This window comes from Pantoea allii, assembly GCF_002307475.1.
GTDB classification, from domain to species: Bacteria; Pseudomonadota; Gammaproteobacteria; order Enterobacterales; family Enterobacteriaceae; genus Pantoea; species Pantoea allii.
On the sequence record NZ_NTMH01000035.1, the window covers coordinates 77,769 to 97,506 of the forward strand.

At 56.3% G+C, this 19,738-nt stretch carries 18 protein-coding genes; 11 read left to right on the top strand and 7 right to left on the bottom strand.

All coding sequences use genetic code 11. The annotated features are described in order from the left end of the window. Nucleotides 1-2: 2 nt before the first annotated feature. The 3 genes from pcaF to CMR03_RS14635 are packed head-to-tail and all read right to left on the bottom strand — an operon-like array spanning nucleotide 3 to nucleotide 2,569. On the bottom strand, nucleotides 3-1,205 hold the full coding sequence (gene pcaF, locus CMR03_RS14625) for a 3-oxoadipyl-CoA thiolase (RefSeq protein ID WP_096011865.1): 1,203 nt from the start codon (nucleotides 1,203-1,205) through the stop codon (nucleotides 3-5). 10 nt (nucleotides 1,206-1,215) lie between these two features. Beyond that, nucleotides 1,216-1,869: a 3-oxoacid CoA-transferase subunit B gene (locus tag CMR03_RS14630; RefSeq protein WP_096011866.1), complete on the bottom strand. Its 654-nt coding sequence runs from the start codon at nucleotides 1,867-1,869 to the stop codon at nucleotides 1,216-1,218. A 10-nt stretch (nucleotides 1,870-1,879) separates the two neighbouring features. Next, nucleotides 1,880-2,569, bottom strand: a complete 690-nt coding sequence (locus CMR03_RS14635; RefSeq protein ID WP_096011867.1) for a 3-oxoacid CoA-transferase subunit A — start codon at nucleotides 2,567-2,569, stop codon at nucleotides 1,880-1,882. Between the two features lie 186 nt (nucleotides 2,570-2,755). On the opposite strand from CMR03_RS14635, the gene CMR03_RS14640 reads away from it, so the two are divergent. The 3 genes from CMR03_RS14640 to CMR03_RS14650 all read left to right on the top strand — a co-directional run bounded on the left by CMR03_RS14640 (nucleotide 2,756) and on the right by CMR03_RS14650 (nucleotide 5,713). Next, nucleotides 2,756-3,562 (top strand): IclR family transcriptional regulator domain-containing protein, encoded by an 807-nt coding sequence (locus CMR03_RS14640; protein ID WP_063880943.1) that lies wholly within the window; start codon nucleotides 2,756-2,758, stop codon nucleotides 3,560-3,562. A 77-nt stretch (nucleotides 3,563-3,639) separates the two neighbouring features. Further along, the gene (gene metC / locus CMR03_RS14645) at nucleotides 3,640-4,830 is read left to right on the top strand and encodes a cystathionine beta-lyase (RefSeq protein WP_096011868.1); all 1,191 of its coding nucleotides are present in this window, start codon (nucleotides 3,640-3,642) and stop codon (nucleotides 4,828-4,830) included. A gap of 220 nt (nucleotides 4,831-5,050) precedes the next feature. Beyond that, nucleotides 5,051-5,713: a DedA family protein gene (locus CMR03_RS14650; RefSeq protein ID WP_063880945.1), complete on the top strand. Its 663-nt coding sequence runs from the start codon at nucleotides 5,051-5,053 to the stop codon at nucleotides 5,711-5,713. 12 nt (nucleotides 5,714-5,725) lie between these two features. Here CMR03_RS14650 and CMR03_RS14655 read toward each other — a convergent pair whose 3' ends face one another. Next, on the bottom strand, nucleotides 5,726-6,634 hold the full coding sequence (locus CMR03_RS14655) for an AraC family transcriptional regulator (protein ID WP_063880946.1): 909 nt from the start codon (nucleotides 6,632-6,634) through the stop codon (nucleotides 5,726-5,728). A gap of 192 nt (nucleotides 6,635-6,826) precedes the next feature. Between CMR03_RS14655 and dkgA the strand changes: the two genes are divergently transcribed. Beyond that, nucleotides 6,827-7,654: a 2,5-didehydrogluconate reductase DkgA gene (gene dkgA, locus CMR03_RS14660; RefSeq protein WP_096011869.1), complete on the top strand. Its 828-nt coding sequence runs from the start codon at nucleotides 6,827-6,829 to the stop codon at nucleotides 7,652-7,654. A gap of 503 nt (nucleotides 7,655-8,157) precedes the next feature. Then, the gene (locus tag CMR03_RS14665; protein ID WP_096011870.1) at nucleotides 8,158-9,093 is read left to right on the top strand and encodes a flagellin N-terminal helical domain-containing protein; all 936 of its coding nucleotides are present in this window, start codon (nucleotides 8,158-8,160) and stop codon (nucleotides 9,091-9,093) included. Nucleotides 9,094-9,157: 64 nt separating this feature from the next. On the opposite strand, the gene ftsP is transcribed toward CMR03_RS14665, so the two are convergent. From ftsP to parC, 3 genes are all read right to left on the bottom strand, one after another. Next, nucleotides 9,158-10,588: a cell division protein FtsP gene (gene ftsP / locus CMR03_RS14670; protein WP_096011871.1), complete on the bottom strand. Its 1,431-nt coding sequence runs from the start codon at nucleotides 10,586-10,588 to the stop codon at nucleotides 9,158-9,160. 127 nt (nucleotides 10,589-10,715) lie between these two features. After that, on the bottom strand, nucleotides 10,716-11,453 hold the full coding sequence (locus CMR03_RS14675) for a 1-acylglycerol-3-phosphate O-acyltransferase (RefSeq protein ID WP_063880949.1): 738 nt from the start codon (nucleotides 11,451-11,453) through the stop codon (nucleotides 10,716-10,718). A 45-nt stretch (nucleotides 11,454-11,498) separates the two neighbouring features. Next, nucleotides 11,499-13,772, bottom strand: a complete 2,274-nt coding sequence (gene parC / locus CMR03_RS14680; protein WP_096011872.1) for a DNA topoisomerase IV subunit A — start codon at nucleotides 13,770-13,772, stop codon at nucleotides 11,499-11,501. A 392-nt stretch (nucleotides 13,773-14,164) separates the two neighbouring features. On the opposite strand from parC, the gene CMR03_RS14685 reads away from it, so the two are divergent. The 6 genes from CMR03_RS14685 (at nucleotide 14,165) to CMR03_RS14710 (ending at nucleotide 19,464) form a co-directional block, all read left to right on the top strand. Continuing rightward, entirely contained in the window at nucleotides 14,165-15,727 is a 1,563-nt protein-coding gene (locus tag CMR03_RS14685) for a BglG family transcription antiterminator (RefSeq protein WP_096011873.1), read from the top strand. A gap of 18 nt (nucleotides 15,728-15,745) precedes the next feature. Beyond that, nucleotides 15,746-16,216 (top strand): PTS sugar transporter subunit IIA, encoded by a 471-nt coding sequence (locus tag CMR03_RS14690; protein WP_096011874.1) that lies wholly within the window; start codon nucleotides 15,746-15,748, stop codon nucleotides 16,214-16,216. Nucleotides 16,217-16,238: 22 nt separating this feature from the next. Continuing rightward, on the top strand, nucleotides 16,239-16,553 hold the full coding sequence (locus tag CMR03_RS14695) for a PTS fructose transporter subunit IIB (protein WP_096011875.1): 315 nt from the start codon (nucleotides 16,239-16,241) through the stop codon (nucleotides 16,551-16,553). Between the two features lie 11 nt (nucleotides 16,554-16,564). Further along, nucleotides 16,565-17,656, top strand: a complete 1,092-nt coding sequence (locus tag CMR03_RS14700; RefSeq protein WP_063880954.1) for a PTS fructose transporter subunit IIC — start codon at nucleotides 16,565-16,567, stop codon at nucleotides 17,654-17,656. Nucleotides 17,657-17,665: 9 nt separating this feature from the next. Beyond that, complete coding sequence (locus tag CMR03_RS14705) at nucleotides 17,666-18,517, top strand: class II fructose-bisphosphate aldolase (RefSeq protein ID WP_096011876.1); 852 nt, start codon at nucleotides 17,666-17,668, stop codon at nucleotides 18,515-18,517. Between the two features lie 86 nt (nucleotides 18,518-18,603). Next, nucleotides 18,604-19,464 carry a ketose-bisphosphate aldolase gene (locus CMR03_RS14710; protein WP_063880956.1) on the top strand — a complete coding sequence of 287 codons (861 nt, stop codon included), beginning with the start codon at nucleotides 18,604-18,606 and terminating at the stop codon, nucleotides 19,462-19,464. The last annotated feature ends 274 nt before the right edge of the window (nucleotides 19,465-19,738 follow it).

Below are 19,738 nucleotides of genomic sequence, written 5' to 3' on the forward strand. Positions count from 1 at the left end.
GGTTATACCCGTTCCAGAATGAGTGCGATTCCCTGCCCAACGCCTACACACATGGTGCAGAGCGCGTACCGGCCGCCGGTGCGCCGCAGCTGGTAAGCTGCCGTCATGGCCAGCCTGCCACCTGATGCGCCCAGCGGATGCCCCAGCGCAATCGCGCCACCGTTGGGATTCACATGGGCCGCATCGTCGGCTAACCCCAGTTCGCGCGTCACCGCCAGCGCCTGAGCAGCGAAAGCTTCATTTAATTCGATCACGTCCATTTGTGCCAGCGTCAGGCCACTCTGGGCCAGCACTTTACGCACGGCAGGCACCGGGCCATAGCCCATAATGCGCGGCTCGATGCCACAGGCCGCCATCGCCACCACCCGCACCAGCGGTGTCAGTCCATGTTCTGCCGCCGCGCGCTCGCTTGCCAGCAGCAAGGCGCAGGCGCCGTCGTTAATGCCCGACGCGTTACCCGCCGTCACGCTGCCTTCCGGGCTGACCACGCCTTTCAGGCCTGCCAGCGCCGCCAGCGAGGTGCTGCGCGGATGCTCGTCACAGGTGACGTTCAGGGCGTCGCCTTTGCGCTGCGGGATGCTCACCGCCATCAGTTCGTCACTGAACAGCCCCATTTCCTGCGCCCGGGCGGTACGTAATTGACTACGCAGGGCGAAGGCATCCTGATCGGCGCGGCTGACAGCGAACTCGCGCGCAACGTTTTCTGCGGTTTCCGGCATGGTATCGACCCCAAAGCGGGCGCGCATCTGCGGGTTAATGAAGCGCCATCCCATCGTCGTGTCTTCCATTTTCAGGGAACGGCTAAACGCGCTTTCTGCTTTGCCGGTCACAAAGGGCGCGCGCGACATACTTTCCACGCCGCCCGCAATCATTACGTTGGCCTCACCGCATTTGATCGCCCTGGCCGCCGTGCCGATGGCATCCAGCCCCGAGCCGCACAGGCGATTGAGCGTAGTGCCCGGCACGCTGGACGGCAGGCCAGCCAGTAACAGGGCCATACGCGCGACGTTACGGTTATCTTCTCCGGCCTGGTTGGCGCAACCGTAGATCACATCATCGATGGCCTGTGCCAGCGAAGAAGGCTGACGGGCTAACAGCGCGGCTAAGGGTAAGGCCGCCAGATCGTCAGCGCGCAGGCTGGCAAGCGCGCCCGCGTAACGGCCAAAAGGGGTACGTAGCGCATCACAGATAAATGCCTGTTGCATCAGTCTCTCCTCAGGCGGTCGCCAGTTCAGGTTGCAATAAGCGCACCGGTGTTAAGGCCTGCAGCGCGTCGAAACTCAGTCCGGGGCAGCACTCCACCACCAGCGGTCCCTGCGGAGTAATATCAATCACCGCCATATCGGTATACAGACGACTGACGCAGCCCAGACCGGTGAGCGGATAGCTGCACTGATTCACCAGCTTGCACTCGCCTTTTTTGGTCAGGTAATCCATCATCACATAGACTTTGCGCGCGCCAATGGCGAGATCCATCGCCCCGCCCACGGCAGGAATCGCGTCCTGCGCGCCGGTACTCCAGTTAGCCAAATCGCCGCTAACCGACACCTGGTACGCCCCCATCACGCAGATATCCAGATGCCCGCCGCGCATCATGGCAAACGAGTCGCCGTGGTGGAAAAAACAGCCGCCAGGCAGCAGCGTCACCCGCTCTTTCCCGGCGTTGATCAGCTCCGGATCTTCCTCTCCCGCTGCGGGTGCGGGCCCCATGCCGAGCAGGCCATTCTCACTGTGCAGAAAGATCTCTTTGTCCGCAGGCAGATAGTTGGCAATGCGGGTGGGCAGGCCGATGCCCAGATTAACGTAAGCACCTTCAGGAATATCACGCGCCACGCGCTGGGCCAGTTGGTCTCGGGTGAGTTTTTGCATAGTCTGTTCCTCAGGCGGAAACGGTCAGGGTGACGGGATGCGCGACGGCCACCAGCCGCTGCACAAAAATGCCCGGTGTGACGACGTTTTCAGGATCGAGATGCCCAAGCGGCACCAGTTCTGCGACCTGGGCAATCGTGGTGGTGGCGGCCATGGCCATCACCGGCCCAAAGTTTCGTGCTGCTTTGCGGTAAACGAGATTGCCCCAGCGATCGCCCTGGTGCGCTTTTATCAGGGCAAAATCGGCCTTAAGCGGTTTTTCAAACACGTAATGGCGACCGTCGATCTCGCGCGTTTCTTTGCCCTCCGCCAGCGGCGTACCAAAGGCGGTCGGCGTGAAAATCCCGCCTAAGCCGCTCCCGGCTGCCTGCATTCTGGCTGCAAGGTTGCCCTGCGGCACCAGCTCAAGGGCGATTTCCCCACGCCGATAGCGTTCGTCGAACACCCACGAATCGACCTGACGTGGAAAGGAACAAATCATCTTATCGACGCAGCCCGCTTTCAGCAGTGCGGCCAGGCCGCTTTCGCCGTTACCGGCGTTATTGCTGATCACCGTCAGCCCACGGACGCCACTGTGGATCAGCGCATCAATCAGTTCCAGGGGCTGGCCTGCGGGCCCGAACCCGCCAATCATGATGCTGGCCCCGTCCGGTATCACCGCAACGGCTTCTGCCAGCGTTGCCACACTTTTATCGATCATCTGCTGTTCCTTTAGCCCGGCTAAGGCCGGTTTGTGTTGAATAGTCAAAAAGTAGATCGCTCTGTGACAGCAAACAATACCGATAATCGAAATAGTGTGCGATTATCGGTCAATGACAGACTGAAACGGGGCATTGTGATCGCGCACACAGGCGCGCACGGCTCCAGCCACTCACGGGAGAACATCATGACGGATGAACAACAACCACTGCGCGCTAACAGCGATCCCTGGAAAGGCGATCCCAACTTTATGGCCTCACTGGCGCGGGGACTGGAGGTGCTACAGGCATTTACGCCACAGCGGCGCCTGATGTCCGTGTCGCAAATCAGCCAGCGTACCGGCATTCCCCGTGCGGCCGTGCGGCGCTGTCTCTATACATTGAGCAAGCTGGGGTTTGTGTATGCGGAGGATGGCAAAAACTTTGAACTGCGTCCGCGTGTGCTCTCTCTGGGTCACAACTGGTTAGGGGCTACGCCGCTGGCGAGCGCCTCACAGCCGGTTTTGCGCCAGCTCAGCCAGACGCTGAACGAATCCTGTTCGATGGCGGTACTGGACGGGGATGACATTCTCTATATCGCCCGTGCGTCAGCATCGCGCATCATGACGATCGACCTGCATATCGGCAGCCGCTTACCGGCCAGCACCACCTCCATGGGAAGAGTGCTGTTAAGTGGGCTTGCCAGCGAACCGCTAAATGATTATCTGGCGCGTTTAACCCAACTGCGTTACACCAGCCACACGCTGGTCAGCAGTAGCGCGCTGCGCGAGGAGCTGGCGCGCGTCAGGCAGCAGGGTTACGCCATCAACGATCAGGAACTGGAAATCGGACTACGATCGCTGGCCGTGCCGCTCAGCGCGCCGGATGGCCGGATCGTGGCTGCCCTGAATGTGGGCGTGCATGCCGGACAGGTTTCCGCCGATATGCTGCGCCAGCACCATTTACCGCTGTTGCAGGAGGCAGCCCGCGAAATCTCGCTGTTGCTGCGGCAATAATCTGTTTAGCCGCTCAACGCCGTTGCCGAATTCGTGGTAACGTGAAGTCTGAGTTGCAAGCGGCAAAGTAGAGAGCTATGACCACGAAAAAAATTGATACCACACTCGTCAGTGCTGGACGCAACAAGCGTTATACCCAGGGTTCGGTGAACGCGGTGATTCAGCGCGCCTCTTCGCTGGTTTTTGATACCGTGGCTGAGAAAAAACGTGCCACCGCCGGGCGTGCGAAGGGCGAGCTGTTTTATGGTCGTCGCGGCACCCTGACACATTTCGCCTTGCAGGATGCCATGACGGAGCTGGAAGGCGGCGCGGGCTGTGTTCTCTACCCTTGCGGCGCGGCAGCCGTCTCCAATGCCATCCTCGCGTTCGTTGAAGCGGGCGACCACATTTTAATGAGTGGGGCGGTTTACGAACCGACTCAGGACTTCTGCACGAAAATACTGAGCAAACTCCAGGTATCCACCACCTGGTTTGATCACTGTATCGGTGGTGACATCGCCGCACTGATTCAACCGAATACCCGCGTGGTTTTCCTGGAATCCCCCGCCTCCATCACGATGGAAGTGCAGGACGTTCCCGCTATCGTCGCGGCGGTGCGCGCTAAAGCGCCCGACGCCATCATTATGATCGATAACACCTGGGCGGCTGGCGTGCTGTTCAGCCCGCTGGCCCTTGGCGTGGATATTTCTATTCAGGCCGGTACGAAATACTTGATTGGTCACAGTGACGCCATGATTGGCACCGCTGTCGCCAACGCCCGCTGCTGGGATCAACTGCGCGAAAACAGCTACCTGATGGGTCAGATGGTGGACGCCGATACGGCTTACATGGCAAGTCGTGGCCTGCGTACGCTCGGCGTGCGCCTGCGCCAGCACGAAGAGAGCGCGTTACAGGTGGCAGAATGGCTTGCTGCGCGACCTGAAGTGGCGCGTGTTAACCATCCGGCACTGCCTTCCTGCCGGGGACATGAATTCTGGCAGCGTGACTTTAACGGCAGCAGCGGTTTATTTTCATTTGTCCTGCAGCAAAAACTCAGCCGTGAACAGCTGGCGAATTACCTCGACCATTTTCATCATTTCAGCATGGCCTATTCATGGGGCGGTTATGAGTCGCTGATTTTAGCCAATCAGCCTGAGGAGCTGTCGGCCATTCGCCCGGCCGGTGGCGTGGACGTCGAGGGCACGCTGATACGGCTCCATATCGGCCTGGAACATGTGGATGATTTACGGGTCGATCTTGAGGCAGGCTTTGATCGCCTGACGCGCTAAAATAGTAAACATGATATAAACCAGGCGCCGACCGTCGTGATATAACACCCGGTCATGGCTGGTTAGCTGTTAACATTCAGTTTATAAAAAAAGTGTTCAGCCAGCAGAAGAACCGCAGCATTTTACCCTTCCACCGCACGCTGTTGCGGTGGTGGAAGTAAGAGGTCAGGCAGGTCTGAACAGAACGAGTAAGTCTTATTGTGACGTAATGGGATAGCTAATGGGTGTTTTACACGAGATTGTGCACGCGCTTTGGCATCAAGACTTCGCCGCGCTGGCCAATCCAGATGTGGTTTGGATCGTCTACAGCGTCATGTTTATGACGCTGTTTCTGGAAAATGGTTTGTTGCCTGCCTCTTTTTTGCCCGGTGACAGCCTGCTACTGCTGGCAGGTGCCATGGTCGCCAAAGGGGTGATGGATTTTTTCCCGACGCTGTTGATTCTGACGACTGCCGCCAGTCTGGGCTGCTGGCTGAGTTATCTGCAAGGACGCTGGCTAGGCAACACGAAACTGGTCAAGAGCTGGCTGATGCAGCTCCCGGCGCAATATCATCAACGCGCATGGAATATGTTTAACCGTCATGGCCTGATGGCGCTGTTGGTTGGCCGCTTTCTGGCTTTTATTCGCACCCTGTTACCGACCATGGCAGGTATATCCGGGCTGTCCAATGGCCGTTTCCAGTTATTTAACTGGCTGAGCGGCCTGCTGTGGGTCGGCATCGTAGTGACCATGGGTTACGGTATCAGCCAGGTGCCCTTTATTAAACGTCACGAAGATCAGGTGATGGCGATCCTGATGATATTACCGATGGTGCTACTGGTGGTAGGACTGGTCGGCAGCATCATCGTTATCTGGAAAAAGCGTCGTCAAAAACACGCCTGAGCATGGGCTGCGTCAGCCGGCGGATTCGGCTACCGTCTGACGCACCCGATTCACTTCTTCTCCCGGCGTCACGCCAAAATAGCGCTTAAACTCCCGTGAAAACTGCGAGGGGCTTTCATAGCCGACGCGCACCGCCGCCACGCTGGCTTTCAGGCCATCATGCAACATCAGTAGCCGCGCCTGATGCAGGCGATAACGTTTAAGGTACTGCAACGGCGACGTCTGCGTCACCGCCTTAAAGTTATGGTGAAACGCCGACACGCTCATATTCACCTCTGCCGCCAGTGCCTCCACGCTGAGATTGTCAGCATAGTGATGTTCAATGCGCCGCACCGCCCGGGCAATCTGGCTGAACTGTGTTTGACGACTGACCAGCGACAGCAGCGCCCCGCCGATCGGCCCGGTCAGCACGTAATAGATAATTTCCCGCACAATGTCCGGTCCCAGCACGCGGGCATCCCGTGGTTGTGTCATCACATCCAGCAGGCGCTCTGCGGCGCATAACATCGGCTCGGTTAGCCAGCCGGCGTGAATACCGGAGGTAAGCGGCTGCGGCTGGAAACCTTCATCATCACCAATCGCCATCAGCAGGTCCTGCAAACTGGCGGTATCCACGTTCAGACACATCCCGGCTAAGGGCTGTTCGGGTGACGCCCAGGTTTCGCACTCGACCGGCAGCGGTACGGTCAGCATCAAATACTTTGTGGCATCGTACTGAAAAACCGTACTGCCGAGATAGCCGGTTTTACTTCCCTGAAACAGGATAACGATGCCGGGCTGATACATGATCGGCGTACGCGGGCGATACTGACCGGCATAGATCAGCGAGACGTTTTCTACCGGGCACAGCTGTTCGCGCCCGTGGGTCATCAACGTGACCACCTGTTGAGCCAGACGTTGGCACAATGCGTCATGGGGCATAATCACTCCAGAAAATAAAATAGCAGTTTGCCGCGCACCTGGTTAATTCGCCAGCAAAATGGAGAATCAGGCAAGAAGTTGACAGGATCAGGCAGGGTTATCCTGTGCGGTTCACAAGCAGCCTGCAAATTGTTAGCTAGACTTAAGCACAGCGAAGATTCACTGGTTTACTGCAAATGTAAGGAGCATGTCATGGCAGACCAACCTATTATCAAACTGCACGATGGTAACATGATGCCGCAACTGGGACTTGGCGTGTGGCAAGCCAGCGTCGAAGATGCGCGTCACGCCGTGCTGAAAGCGCTGGAGGTCGGCTATCGTTCCATTGATACCGCCGCCGCGTACAAAAACGAAGAGGCGATTGGTCAGGCGTTACAGGAAACTGACGTCGCCCGTGACGATATCTTTGTCACGACCAAGCTGTGGAATAACGACCAGCAAAATGTCCAGCAGGCGCTGGAAACCAGCCTTGAAAAGCTCAAGCTGGATCAGGTTGATCTGTATCTGATGCACTGGCCGTGCCCGGAAAACGATCACTATGTTGACGCCTGGAAGAACATGATCGCGCTCCAGCAACAGGGCCTGGTTAAAAGCATCGGCGTGTGTAACTTTAATCAGCCGCACCTGAAGCGACTGCTGGAAGAAACGGGCGTGACGCCGGTGATCAACCAGATTGAGCTGCATCCGATGCTGCAACAGCGCACCCTGCATGCATGGAACGCCATGCATCAGATTCAGACAGAATCCTGGAGCCCCCTGGCTCAGGGTGGCGAAGGTGTATTTGATCAGGACATCATCAAATCGCTGGCGAAAAAATACGGTAAAACCCCGGCGCAAATCGTTATCCGCTGGCACCTGGACAGTGGTCTGGTCGTGATTCCAAAATCGGTAACGCCTGCGCGCATTGAAGAGAACTTCAAGGTGTTTGATTTCCGCCTGGATAAGACAGAAATGAGCGAGATTGCCAGGCTCGACAGCGGCAATCGACTGGGGCCAGACCCGGACACGTTCAACGGCTGACCGTCGCCGCCCTTGATTTGACAGGATGGTTTGTACGCATCGCCTCTCCCGGCCGGGAGAGGTTTTTTTATGGCTGCGCGGGAACGGAGAGTTTTAAGATTTCTTAAAATCTGTGTCAAAGGACATCATTGATGATCAGCGTGCGTCCGGCGCATTCGTCTTTCCCGGCACAAGATGAGCGGCTCTCCTGCGCATCGCCACATCCTGCGCCTCGTTAAGTCAAATCCCCCCTCTAAAACCTTGCCTTATCCGGCAGCATTAACGTTATCTGTGCCGTGTAAAAATGGGCTTACCTTGTTGGCGGCCCCGTTTACTATGAGCGCGACAATCTTTGCAACACACCGCCGGAATGACTGACTGTGCCTGTCTGATAACCCGGGTGATAATGATTAACGTTATGACCTTTTAGCCTGGCTCTGCTGCCTGCCCGCAACCCGTTAAAGGGAACGCGGCGTTATGGCGCAGTGAAGTTAAGCGTAACGTCTTCAACCGGGGAGTCTGTCATGTCGGTTATCAATACCAATATCCTGTCATTGATCGTTCAGAATGACCTTTTCATTTCGCAAAACGCAATGTCGACGGCCATTGAACGCCTCTCTTCCGGACTACGCATTAACAGCGCTAAAGATGATGCTGCCGGGATGGCGATTGCTAACCGTCTGACCTCAAGGATCAACGGAATGACGGTTGCCACCCGAAACGCCGGTGATGGCATTTCTCTGTCGCAAACTGCAGAGGGCGCGCTCGATGAAATTAACAACAACCTGCAACGTATACGTGACCTGACAGTACAGGCACAAAATGGAAGCAACTCCGCTGCGGATATCGACTCGATTCAGACCGAAGTGAATCAGCGAATGGAGGAAATTAACCGCATTACGGCGCAAACGGATTTCAATGGCATTAAGGTGCTAAATACCGGCTCGGGTGCGTCAGAGTATCGCTTTCAGGTCGGTGCGGAAGACGGTGAAACTATTAGCATCGATATCGACTCGAGTGACCGGTATAACCTACTGAAAGCGGGAACAACCGGCACGACGCTCAACGTCCGGCAGATGACGTCAGGTGACACCGTCAACGGGGTTGCACGTACGGTTGCTGCGGAAGGTTTCGACGTCCTGAAAGGCGCAGTGACCGGCGGTGCGAACGGGACGGCGACGGGGAAATCGCCTCTGGCTGATATTGACCGGGCGATTCAGTCCGTTGACACGCAACGCAGCCTGATGGGGGCCGACCAGAATCGCTTTCAGTCTGTTATCGCCAACCTGGGGAGCATGGTGACCAACCTCACTGCCGCGCGGAGCCGGATAGAGGATGTTGATTACGCGACAGAAGTGTCGGCGCTGTCACAGGCGCAGATTTTACAGCAGGCCGGTGTGGCGATGCTGGCTCAGGCCAACCAGATGCCCCAGCTGATGCTGCAGCTTCTTCGAACGTAATCTCCGGATGGGACGGGCAGGAGGCACTGTCCTGCCCTGGCGAAGCAAGTGTTCTCCGTCTTCCTTAAGACAGCGTGGGTTGCGTCAGTAACTGGCCTGCCGTGCCGCGATCCGCCAGTTCCAGGGTCTGACTGTGGTAGACAAAAGGAAAATGCTCTGACGAACTTTGCGTAAAGCTCACCAGCAGCTCGACGTCGCCGTCCACCCAGACGGTATCTTTCCAACCGCGATCTTCGCCCATCGGCTGGGCACCGTTCACGCTCTTAATCAGGAACATCACGCCCTGGATATGGAAGGATTGCGGACGATCGGCACGAATAATCCAGCGCTCGAACGTGCCCTGCTGGGCGGTAGAGTCGATGCGGTTCATATCCCATACGGCACCGTTGATGCCCGGCATACTGTCGCCAATGCGGAACTCCCGCGTGCGCACCGACGCACCGTCCAGAATCTGATCGGCCAGTAAACGCATCGGCAGGTTATCGGTGACCAGCGGCAGCAGGCCGGTAGGCCGTAACGTCAGCACCAGCGTTGAGGTCAGAATCGTGGAGGGTTCAAAGAAACCCCGCAGGCGATCCATAATGCCCGCCGCCGTGCCTGCCGTGATGGAGACTTCATCCCCCTGCGACATATCCACTAAGACTTCGCGCCGCTCGCCCGGTGCCAGGGTTAAGCGCTGTACCGCAACCGGTGACGGCAAGAAGCCCTGATCGCTGGCGATCACCGTAAAGGGGCGGTTATCACTGATGCTCAGTTCATAACGTCGCGCATTGGAGGCGTTCAGCAACCGCAGACGTACCCAACCGCGCGAGACCTCAACAAAAGGATTGCGCACACCGTTGACCAGCAACGTGTCGCCCAGGAAACCGCCCTCGCCCGGCGGGTCATAAACCGGCGTGGCAAAGTTATCCAGCCGTTTGTCCTGAATGATCAGGGGGAAATCGTCCACGCCATAGTGTTTCGGCAGCGGTAACTGCTTGCTGATGTCGTCTTCAATCAGCCACATGCCCGCCAGGCCGTTATACACGTGCGGGGCCATACGATTTGGCGTATTGGCGTGATACCAGCAGGTGGCGGCATTCTGGCGAATCGGTAGCACCGGTGCCCAGTCAACGCCGGCTGACATCATACGCGGCGCACCGCCCATCAGTGCACCGGGCACCTGCAGGCCGCTGACCGTCATTGAAACCGGTTCGTTAAGGCGATTGCTGTAGATCAGTTTGACATCATCACCGCTGTACACGCGCACCGTCGGGCCCAGATACATGCCGTTAATGCCCCAGACCGGGACTTTATTGTTATCACCGTTAAACGACCAGTGGCTGCGCTGCAGGGTTAAAAACAGCGGCTGACCACGGCGCGATTCCAGTAGCGGTGGAACAGGAAGCGGCGTTTCACCACGCGCAGACGCGGCACGCGCCGCATGAGGCATAACCGTGGCACTGAGCGCCACACCGGCAGAAAGCTGGATAAACTGACGTCTGCTGAAAGACATTGAATTTCAGACCTTTTACGCGTGGCGCTGAAACGCCAACTCTGTTTTTATTGCTGTGCTGCGTACACGGCGAGCGAAACCCGCCGTGGGGCATCCATGCAGAATAGTCCGACAAAGGACTTATCGGTTAGATTTTACCGTTTTTTTCACGTTCTTCGACTTCGGCGTTCAGCTCTTCCAGCTTTGCCGCCATTAATTCACGACAGTGCGTCGCCAGTTTACGGACTGAAGTGGCCTCAAATTGTTTGACGTCCACCGGCGGCAACATCTCCACAATCACCAGTCCGTTTTTCAGGCGGTTGAGGTTAATTTTGCCGTGAGTATTCGAGACCACAATCGGAATGACCGGCACGCCCGCCGCAACGGCGGCATGAAATGCCCCGGTTTTGAACGGTAATAACCCGCGACCGCGGCTGCGCGTGCCCTCTGGAAACATCCAGAATGAAATGCGCTTTTTATTAAACTGATCCACCAGCTCACCAATCGTACCGTGTGCTTTGGCGCGGTTGTCACGATCGATCAGCAGGTTACCGGCCAGCCAGTAAAGCTGCCCAAAAAAGGGTATCCATAACAGGCTTTTTTTACCCACGGTGACCGTCGTGGGCTGCACAATCTTGGCTGCCGTCACCATATCGTAGTTGTTCTGATGGTTAGCGATGTAAATCGCGTTGCCATAGTTTTCCGCGCCTTCGGGGCGGCGAAGCTCTACTTTAAGGCCAAACAGGGTCGATAATTTGCCAAACAGGTGACCAAAGGTCGCGACGTGGCGCGGGTTACGTGGCGAGAACAGACACCAGATGCACCCGAAAATACTTAACAGGGTTGAATAAATCACGACGATAATAGTACGTAATATCAGTAACATAGTTTCCTCAATGTGACACGGCTGGCCATCAGCCAGCCGGGTGAATTACGCGTCGCTGTCCGCGCTGTCAGGACGTGCCGGTGCATCCAGTTCGACCCGATCAATTTTCTGCAGGCCACGCGGCAGCAGTGTGCCACGACGGCCGCGATCGGCACGGAACTTCTGCAACTCTTCACTGCGTAACAGCAGCTTGCGTTTGCCAACGTGCAGCGTAATCGCACTGCCCGGTGGCAGTATCATCAGCCAGGCCAGTTTATCGACTCCCGCTGCGGCATCCGCCGACGGAATGGAGATAATCTTGTTGCCTTTGCCCTTCGACATTTGCGGCAGCTCGCCTACCGGGAACATTAACATCCTGCCGGCCTGCGTAATGGCCAGCAACATGTCGTCTTCGTGATGCACGGCCATTGGCGTCATCACGCGCGCATTCTCAGGCAGGGTCAGCAGCGCTTTGCCCGCACGGTTGCGCGAAATCAGATCGTTGAAGGTACAGATAAAACCATATCCGGCATCAGAAGCCATGAGCAAACGCTGCTCTTCTGGCTCCATCAGCACCTGTTCAACGACAGCACCCGGCGGTGGCGTCAGCTTACCGGTTAGCGGCTCGCCCTGACCCCGTGCCGACGGCAGCGAGGTGGGATCGAGCGTATAGCTGCGTCCGGTTGAATCGATAAAGGCGACGGGTTGATTACTCTTACCGCGCGCCGCCGCCAGATAGCTGTCGCCGGCTTTGTAGCTCAGCCCTGCCGGATCGATATCATGCCCTTTGGCACTGCGCACCCAGCCCATCTGCGACAGGACAATGGTGACAGGCTCGGAGGGAACCAGCTCAGTTTCGCTGAGTGCTTTGGCTTCTTCGCGCTCACGCAATGGTGAACGGCGATCGTCGCCAAAACTGTTGCTGTCGGCCTGCAGTTCTTTTTTCAGCAGCGTATTCATTTTGCGTTCGGACGCCAGAATCGACTGCAGCTGATCGCGCTCTTTTTCCAGTTCGCTCTGCTCGCCGCGAATCTTCATCTCTTCCAGCTTCGCTAAATGGCGCAGCTTGAGCTCAAGGATCGCTTCGGCCTGGGTTTCACTGATCTCAAAGCGCGACATCAGTACCGGTTTCGGCTCATCCTCAGTACGGATGATGTGAATCACTTCGTCGATATTGAGGAAGGCCACCAGCAAACCGTCAAGAATATGCAGGCGACGCAGCACGCGATCTAACCGGTAGTTCAGACGGCGACGCACGGTGTCGCGGCGGAACACCAACCATTCCGACAGGATCTCCAGCAGGTTTTTCACCGCCGGACGGTTATCCAGCCCGATCATGTTGAGGTTAATACGGTAGCTTTTTTCCAGGTCAGTGGTGGCGAACAGGTGGTTCATGACCTGATCCAGATCGACGCGATTGGATCGCGGTACGATCACCAGCCGGGTGGGGTTTTCGTGATCGGATTCGTCACGCAGATCCTCTACCATCGGCAGCTTTTTGTTGCGCATCTGGTTGGCGATCTGCTCCAGCACGCGGGCGCCCGACACCTGATGCGGCAGCGCAGTGATCACCACCTCACCCTCTTCTTTCTTCCACACCGCACGCTGGCGAACCGAGCCGCGTCCGTTTTGGTAGATTTTCCGGATCTCTTCACGCGGCGTAATGATCTCGGCTTCGGTCGGGAAATCCGGTCCCTGCACGATCTCCAGCAGCGCATCCAGGCTGGTTTTGGGATCGTCAATCAGGGCAATAGCGGCCTGGGCGACTTCACGCAAATTGTGCGGCGGAATATCGGTTGCCATGCCCACGGCGATGCCGGTGGTGCCGTTCAGCAGAATATTCGGCAGCCGCGCCGGCAGCATCTTCGGCTCCTGCATGGTGCCATCAAAGTTTGGCACCCAGTCAGCCGTGCCCTGACCCAGCTCGCCCAGCAGCACTTCGGCATATTTAGACAGGCGTGATTCGGTGTAACGCATGGCGGCAAAGGATTTGGGATCGTCCGGTGCCCCCCAGTTCCCCTGACCATCGACCAGCGGATAGCGGTAGGAAAACGGCTGCGCCATCAGCACCATGGCTTCATAACAGGCGCTGTCGCCATGAGGATGGTATTTACCCAGCACGTCACCCACGGTACGGGCGGATTTTTTAAATTTGGCTGTGGCGTTCAGTCCCAGCTCTGACATCGCATAGACAATGCGGCGCTGCACGGGCTTTAAACCGTCGCCAATGTAAGGCAGCGCGCGGTCCATGATGACGTACATGGAGTAATTTAAGTACGCATTCTCAGTAAACGTATGCAGGGCAAGACGCTCTGCACCATCCTGCGTCAATTCGCTCATTAAGTCCTCATCCTCACATCGTGACCCGCAACGGCGGATCACCCGGCGGTTGTTTGGCGAGGATAGTACCTTATTCGCGGGTGTTAGTCACAGTCCTGACGCAGTCAGCTCAGGGTTTTTTCCCTGTTTATTGCATGCCAAAAACGACGCTCTGGACAAAATGCTCAGCGTCTTATTTCTAATAGTTTGTGACCGCGCTCGCAATTAATTACTGGTGAGCGTAGCGCGTATTAATCCTGTCCTGCTTCCGGGACAACATTTAGTATTGTTGATTCGCCTTTGTCGCCCTACATTCCCTTTCATCGACATCAGGTTATTTTATTTTTATGCCAGGTTGGATTAAACGAATTGCCACTTAAGCACCGCTAACGAAATAATAGACAGGTGACTGAATGCAGAATCTGACTTCACGACAACATCGCTTACTGAAATTACTGCTACAGGCCGGCACGCCGCTGGCTTTAACGCAATTAGCCCAGCAGTTGAGCGTGTCTGAAAAAAGTATTTATCGCGATTTACAGCGCCTGGAAATCTGGCTGAGTGACTGGCAGGTGCCGTTGATCAAGCTGCCCGGACGCAGTGTGATGCTGCAAACCGACGACAGAGAGCAACGCCTGCTTTTACAGCAGCACCTCGCCAGTGAAGAAAACTGGTCTGAGGGGCTAAGCAACAATGCACGCCGGGTGAAAATTCTGTCGCAGCTGCTGAGGGATGCCCCGCGAGAAACCTCAATCAGTAAATTATCTGAACGTTATTTCATCAGCCATGCCTCTATCGTCAACGATTTAAAGGTGATTGAAGAGTGGCTGCAGCCGCTGGAACTCCAGGTTGTGCGCAGTCAGAGCGGCACCCATGTGGAAGGCAGCGAACAGGCATTGCGCCAGGCAATGGTATCGCTGATTAACGATGTTATGCAGCATAACGTTGGCAGTAATACGCCGTTGCCGCGGCTGGACCCGGGCAGTTACCAGGCGCTGATTCACTATTTTGGCGAAGAAGATGTGGCCTTTGTGCAGACCTTACTGCAGCACATGGAGCAGCAGCTTGGCTATCCCCTGAGCGATGCTTACTACATCAATCTGTCGACCCACATCCTGATCATGATCCACCGCATGTCGCAGGGTAAGGCCTTATCCCTGCCGCTGGCGCTGAGCGCCCAGGAAATGGACAACCGTATCCTGAAGATTGCTCGCCAAATGGTGGTACAGATTGAACAACGTTTAGGACAGTCAGTACCGGCTGATGAGATCGGATTTATTTATCAGTACATTATTTCTTCCGGCATTGTTGTCGAGGAACGTGGTAGCGATATGCTGCCGCAATATCACTTTTCGAATAAAGAATCGCGCAATATAACGCTTGAATTAATTCACTGTTTCTCAGATCTCATTCAACAGGATCTCACCACCGACCCTTTATTATTTGAAGGTTTACTTTTTCATATTAAGCCATTACTTAACCGGCTTAAATATCATATTCGTATTCGCAATCCGTTACTGGATGATATTAAAACCGAGCTGAGTGAAATTTTTACGCTGACGCAGCGGGCCATGCAGATTACCGCGACACGTTTTCATTATGCGTCCATCGCTGATGATGAAGTGGGTTATTTGTGTGTTCATTTTCAGGCTGCGCTGGAACGGCAAATCGCCCACAAACGTATTCTGCTGGTGTGTTCCAGCGGCGTGGGCACTTCGCATCTCCTTAAGAGTCGTATTCTGCGCGCGTTCCCGGACTGGATTATTGCGGGCGTCATTTCTGCCAGTAACCTGGGCGATTTTTGCCAGCAAGAGCCGGTGGACCTGGTGATTTCTACCATTCATCTCGATATCGCGACGTTTCCAACCGTGTACGTGACCGCGTTTTTCAATGACGACGACATTCGTCGTGTGACTGACGCCATGATTGGCAGCCAACTGCCGCAGGCCGTTAACAGCGTCCTGGCTGAACATTAACTGAATGAGGTCTGACAGATGGATATTTCTCGCATTCTTACGCCGCGCCGCGTCAATCTCAACCTGCAAGCCAGCAGTAAAGAGGAGGCGATTGTTGAACTGACCGATTTGCTGTTCAGTGACGACGCCATCAGCGATAAAGCGGCTTTTATCAAGGACGTCTGGCTACGTGAAGCGGAAGGATCGACAGGGTTTGAAAACCATATTGCCATTCCGCACGGTAAATCGTCAGCCGTTAAACAAACCACATTAGCCATTGGGCGTAGCCAACAGGATATTCCGTGGGAAACGCTGGATGGCAGTAAGGTGCGCTGCATTATCCTGTTTGCCGTGCGTCTTGAAGATCAAAATACCCCCCATATTCGCCTGCTGTCCCAGGTGGCCAGTGCGCTGGCCGATGATGAGGTGATAGCGCAGTTGCTGGTGGAAAATGACCCCAGCAAAATCATTCGGCTGTTCAGTCAGTACGCCGAAACCGACCTCTGTTAATCCTACACGTCCGAGGTAGACCATGAACATCGTCTGTGTTGCCGCCTGTACGGCGGGCATCGCGCATACCTACATTGCGCGCGAAAAACTGATCAAGGGCGCACATGCCCTTGGTCACACCATCCACGTGGAAACGCAGGGCACCATTGGTACCGAAAATGCCCTGGATGCCGACACCATCGCCGCCGCCGATGTGGTCATTCTGGCGGTAGATGTGAAGATCAACGGTGAAGAACGCTTTCGCGGCAAACCGATCGTCAGGGTGAAAACCGAAGTGGTGATCAAGTCGCCGATCAAGTTCCTGGAAAAAGTGGCGGATTCACTGGCGCGCGCCTGAGGAGATCCACAATGAACGATAACAAAAGACAGTATGGGCAGGAGATCAAAGGCCACCTGTTGACCGGGATCTCCTGGATGATCCCGCTGATTGTCGCCGCCGGGATCTGTATCGCCCTGGGCCAGGTGATCGGCGGACCGGACGTTGGCAAACATCCCGGCACGATAGCCTGGATGCTGAACCAGATGGGCGGCTGGGGCATGGGATTGATCGTGCCGTTGATCAGCGCCGCCATCGCCTATTCGATTGCCGACAGGCCTGGCTTTGCACCCGGTTTAATCGTGGGCTTTATCTGCGGTCAGATCGGCACCGGCTTTATCGGCGGCATCCTGGGTGGCTTCCTGGTGGGTTATACGGTGATTCTGCTGCGGCGCACTATCCGGCTGCCACAGTCGATGCAGGGGCTGATGCCCATCATGGTGTTGCCCGTGCTGAGCACCATTATCGCCGGACTTCTGATGATGACCTTTATCGGCCAACCCATCGTCTGGCTACAGAAGGCGTTGATTGCGCTGCTGGAATCCATGCAAGGCGGTTCTAAATTCGTCATGGGGGCGATTCTTGGGGCGATGGCGACCTTCGACTTCGGCGGCCCGGTGAATAAAACCATGTCGCTGTTTGCGGATGGCATGCTGGTCGACGGCATTTATGGACCGGAAGCGGTCAAATTTGTCGGATCGATGATCCCCCCCTTTGGTATCACCCTTTCCTGGTTGTTAACCCGCCATAAGTACACCCGCGCGGAAAAAGAAGCGCTGAAGGCGGCCTTTCCGATGGGGATCTGCATGATCACCGAAGGTGTGATCCCGATAGCTGCCCGCGATCTGTTTCGTGTCGTCGGCAGCTGTGTGGTGGCGTCCGCCGTCGCCGGTGGGCTAATTATGGTCTGGGGCGTCGAAGCGCCTGTGCCTCATGGCGGTATGTTCGTGGTTCCCCTCTTTACCAAACCCTGGCTGTTCTGTCTGGCGCTCGGTATCGGCAGCACGATCTGTGGCGTGATGTTATCGCTGCTGAAAAAGCCGGTCACCGAAGCCGACGAAGAGTTTGACGACGTGGAAGACCACAGCGTTCGCGATGACGACATTAAATTCACACTGGAATAAGGAGTGCGTATGTACGCGGCAATGAATGACCTGATAGCGCAGGCCGCCCGTCACCAATACGCGGTACTGGCCATCAACTGTTTTAACCTGGAAAGCGCCCGTGCGGCCGTGCAGGCGGCGGAGGAGCAACGTGCACCCCTGATCCTGAATGTTTATCAGGGACACAGTCGTCATTTTCCGCCCACTGTTGCCGTGCCGCTGGTTCAGGCGCTGGCGGCGGATGCCAGTGTGCCGGTCGCCCTGGCGCTCGACCATGGGACAGACTTTGCGCTGATTGGGCAGGCCTTTCGCGCGGGGTTTACCGGACTGATGATCGATGCCTCTTCCGAGCCATTGGCAGAAAATATTCGCCAGACGGCAAAGGTGGTCGAGATGGCCCACACCGCTGGCGTTTGTGTGGAAGGCGAACTGGGGCATATCGCCGATGCCCCAACTTATGCGCTGGCGGACGCCGCGGTAAAAATGACACAGGTGGCGGATGTGCTGCCCTTTCTGGAACAAACGGGCATCGATCTGTTAGCGGTGTCGGTTGGTACCGCGCACGGGCTCTATCCCGCTGGCGTCAAACCGCAAATCGACTTTCAGCGTCTGGCTGAACTGCATGCCGTCTCGCCGGTCCCCCTTGCGCTTCACGGCGGCAGCGGAACGCCTGCGGAGGCGATTCGTCGCGTCAGTCAGCACGGCGTCGCCAAGATTAATGTCGGTGCAGCCGTTTTTGATGCCGGCAAGCAGGCGATCCAACAGGCGCTTAAACAGCATCCTTCTGCTGAACTGCCTGAGCTGATGGCGCTGATGGCGTCCGCCTGTCGCGAAGTCGTACATGACTATCTGAGCGACTCCGGCTCCGCGAATCAGATCTGATTTTTTTCTGCTGTAACCCGGTGCGCGTCGCTGAACGTCAGCGCAGGGCATCCCTTTGTCGTAAAACAAGCTGAGGAAGATTTAACATGTTGATTTCAATGAAAGAGATGTTAAGCCCCACCCGTCAACACCGCTTTGCTATAGGCGCATTTAACGTGGCTGACAGCTGTTTTATCCGCGCGGTGGTGGAAGAAGCCGAAGCCACCGACACCCCGGCCATTATCTCTATTCATCCCAGCGAACTGGAGTTCGTGACGGATGCGTTTTTTGGCTATGTGCGGGAGCGCACCCTGAAAAGCCGCGTGCCTTTTACCCTGCATCTGGATCATGGCGCTTCGGTTGCCCATGTGTTGCGGGCCATTCAGTGTGGCTTTACATCGGTCATGATTGATGGCTCGCTGCTGCCCTATGAAGAAAACGTGGCGCTGACCAAAGAAGTGGTGAAACTGGCCCATGCGGTGGGCGTTTCCGTGGAAGGCGAACTGGGCACCATTGGCGATACCGGTACGTCGGTAGAAGGTGGCGTCAGTAAGGTGATTTATACCGAGCCGGCGCAGGCGGAAGATTTTGTGCAGCGCACCGGCGTGGATACCTTAGCGGTGGCAATAGGCACGGCGCACGGTATTTATCCCAAAGATATGAAACCGGAACTGCAAATGCATATCCTGCGGGATATCTCGCAACGCGTGTCCATTCCGCTGGTGCTGCACGGCGGTTCGGCAAATCCGGATGCGGAAGTGGCTGAAGCGGTTACGCTGGGCGTGGGTAAAATCAATATCTCCAGCGATATGAAATATGCCTACTTCCAGAAAGTCCGCGAAGTCTTAACCCGTGAAACCTGGTGGGACCCTAACGTTATCTATCCCGAAGCGATTGAAGCCGCTAAAGCGGTGATCCGCTACAAAATGAATTTGTTTGGCGGACTGGGAAAAGCGTCGCTGTATTGAGTACTGAAGGGTAAAAATGTGTGGTTGGTGTTCCGTGCGGTTCCCACCGCCACGGTATCGGATCTGACGTCCTCGCGCCGCTAACGCGGTGCCTTCGCGGCGTTCGTCAGCCTGACGAACCAGCGGAGACGGTACTTCCTGTACCGGCTCCGCTTTTTGCCCGCGTCCTGCGGGCAAATTCTGGCTTCCTCGCTCTGCTCAGCGCTGCGAATTGTCTGTTCCGCTCCCGTGGCGGTGGGCACAGTGACGCATGTGCGCCGTTTCGGACGGCTAT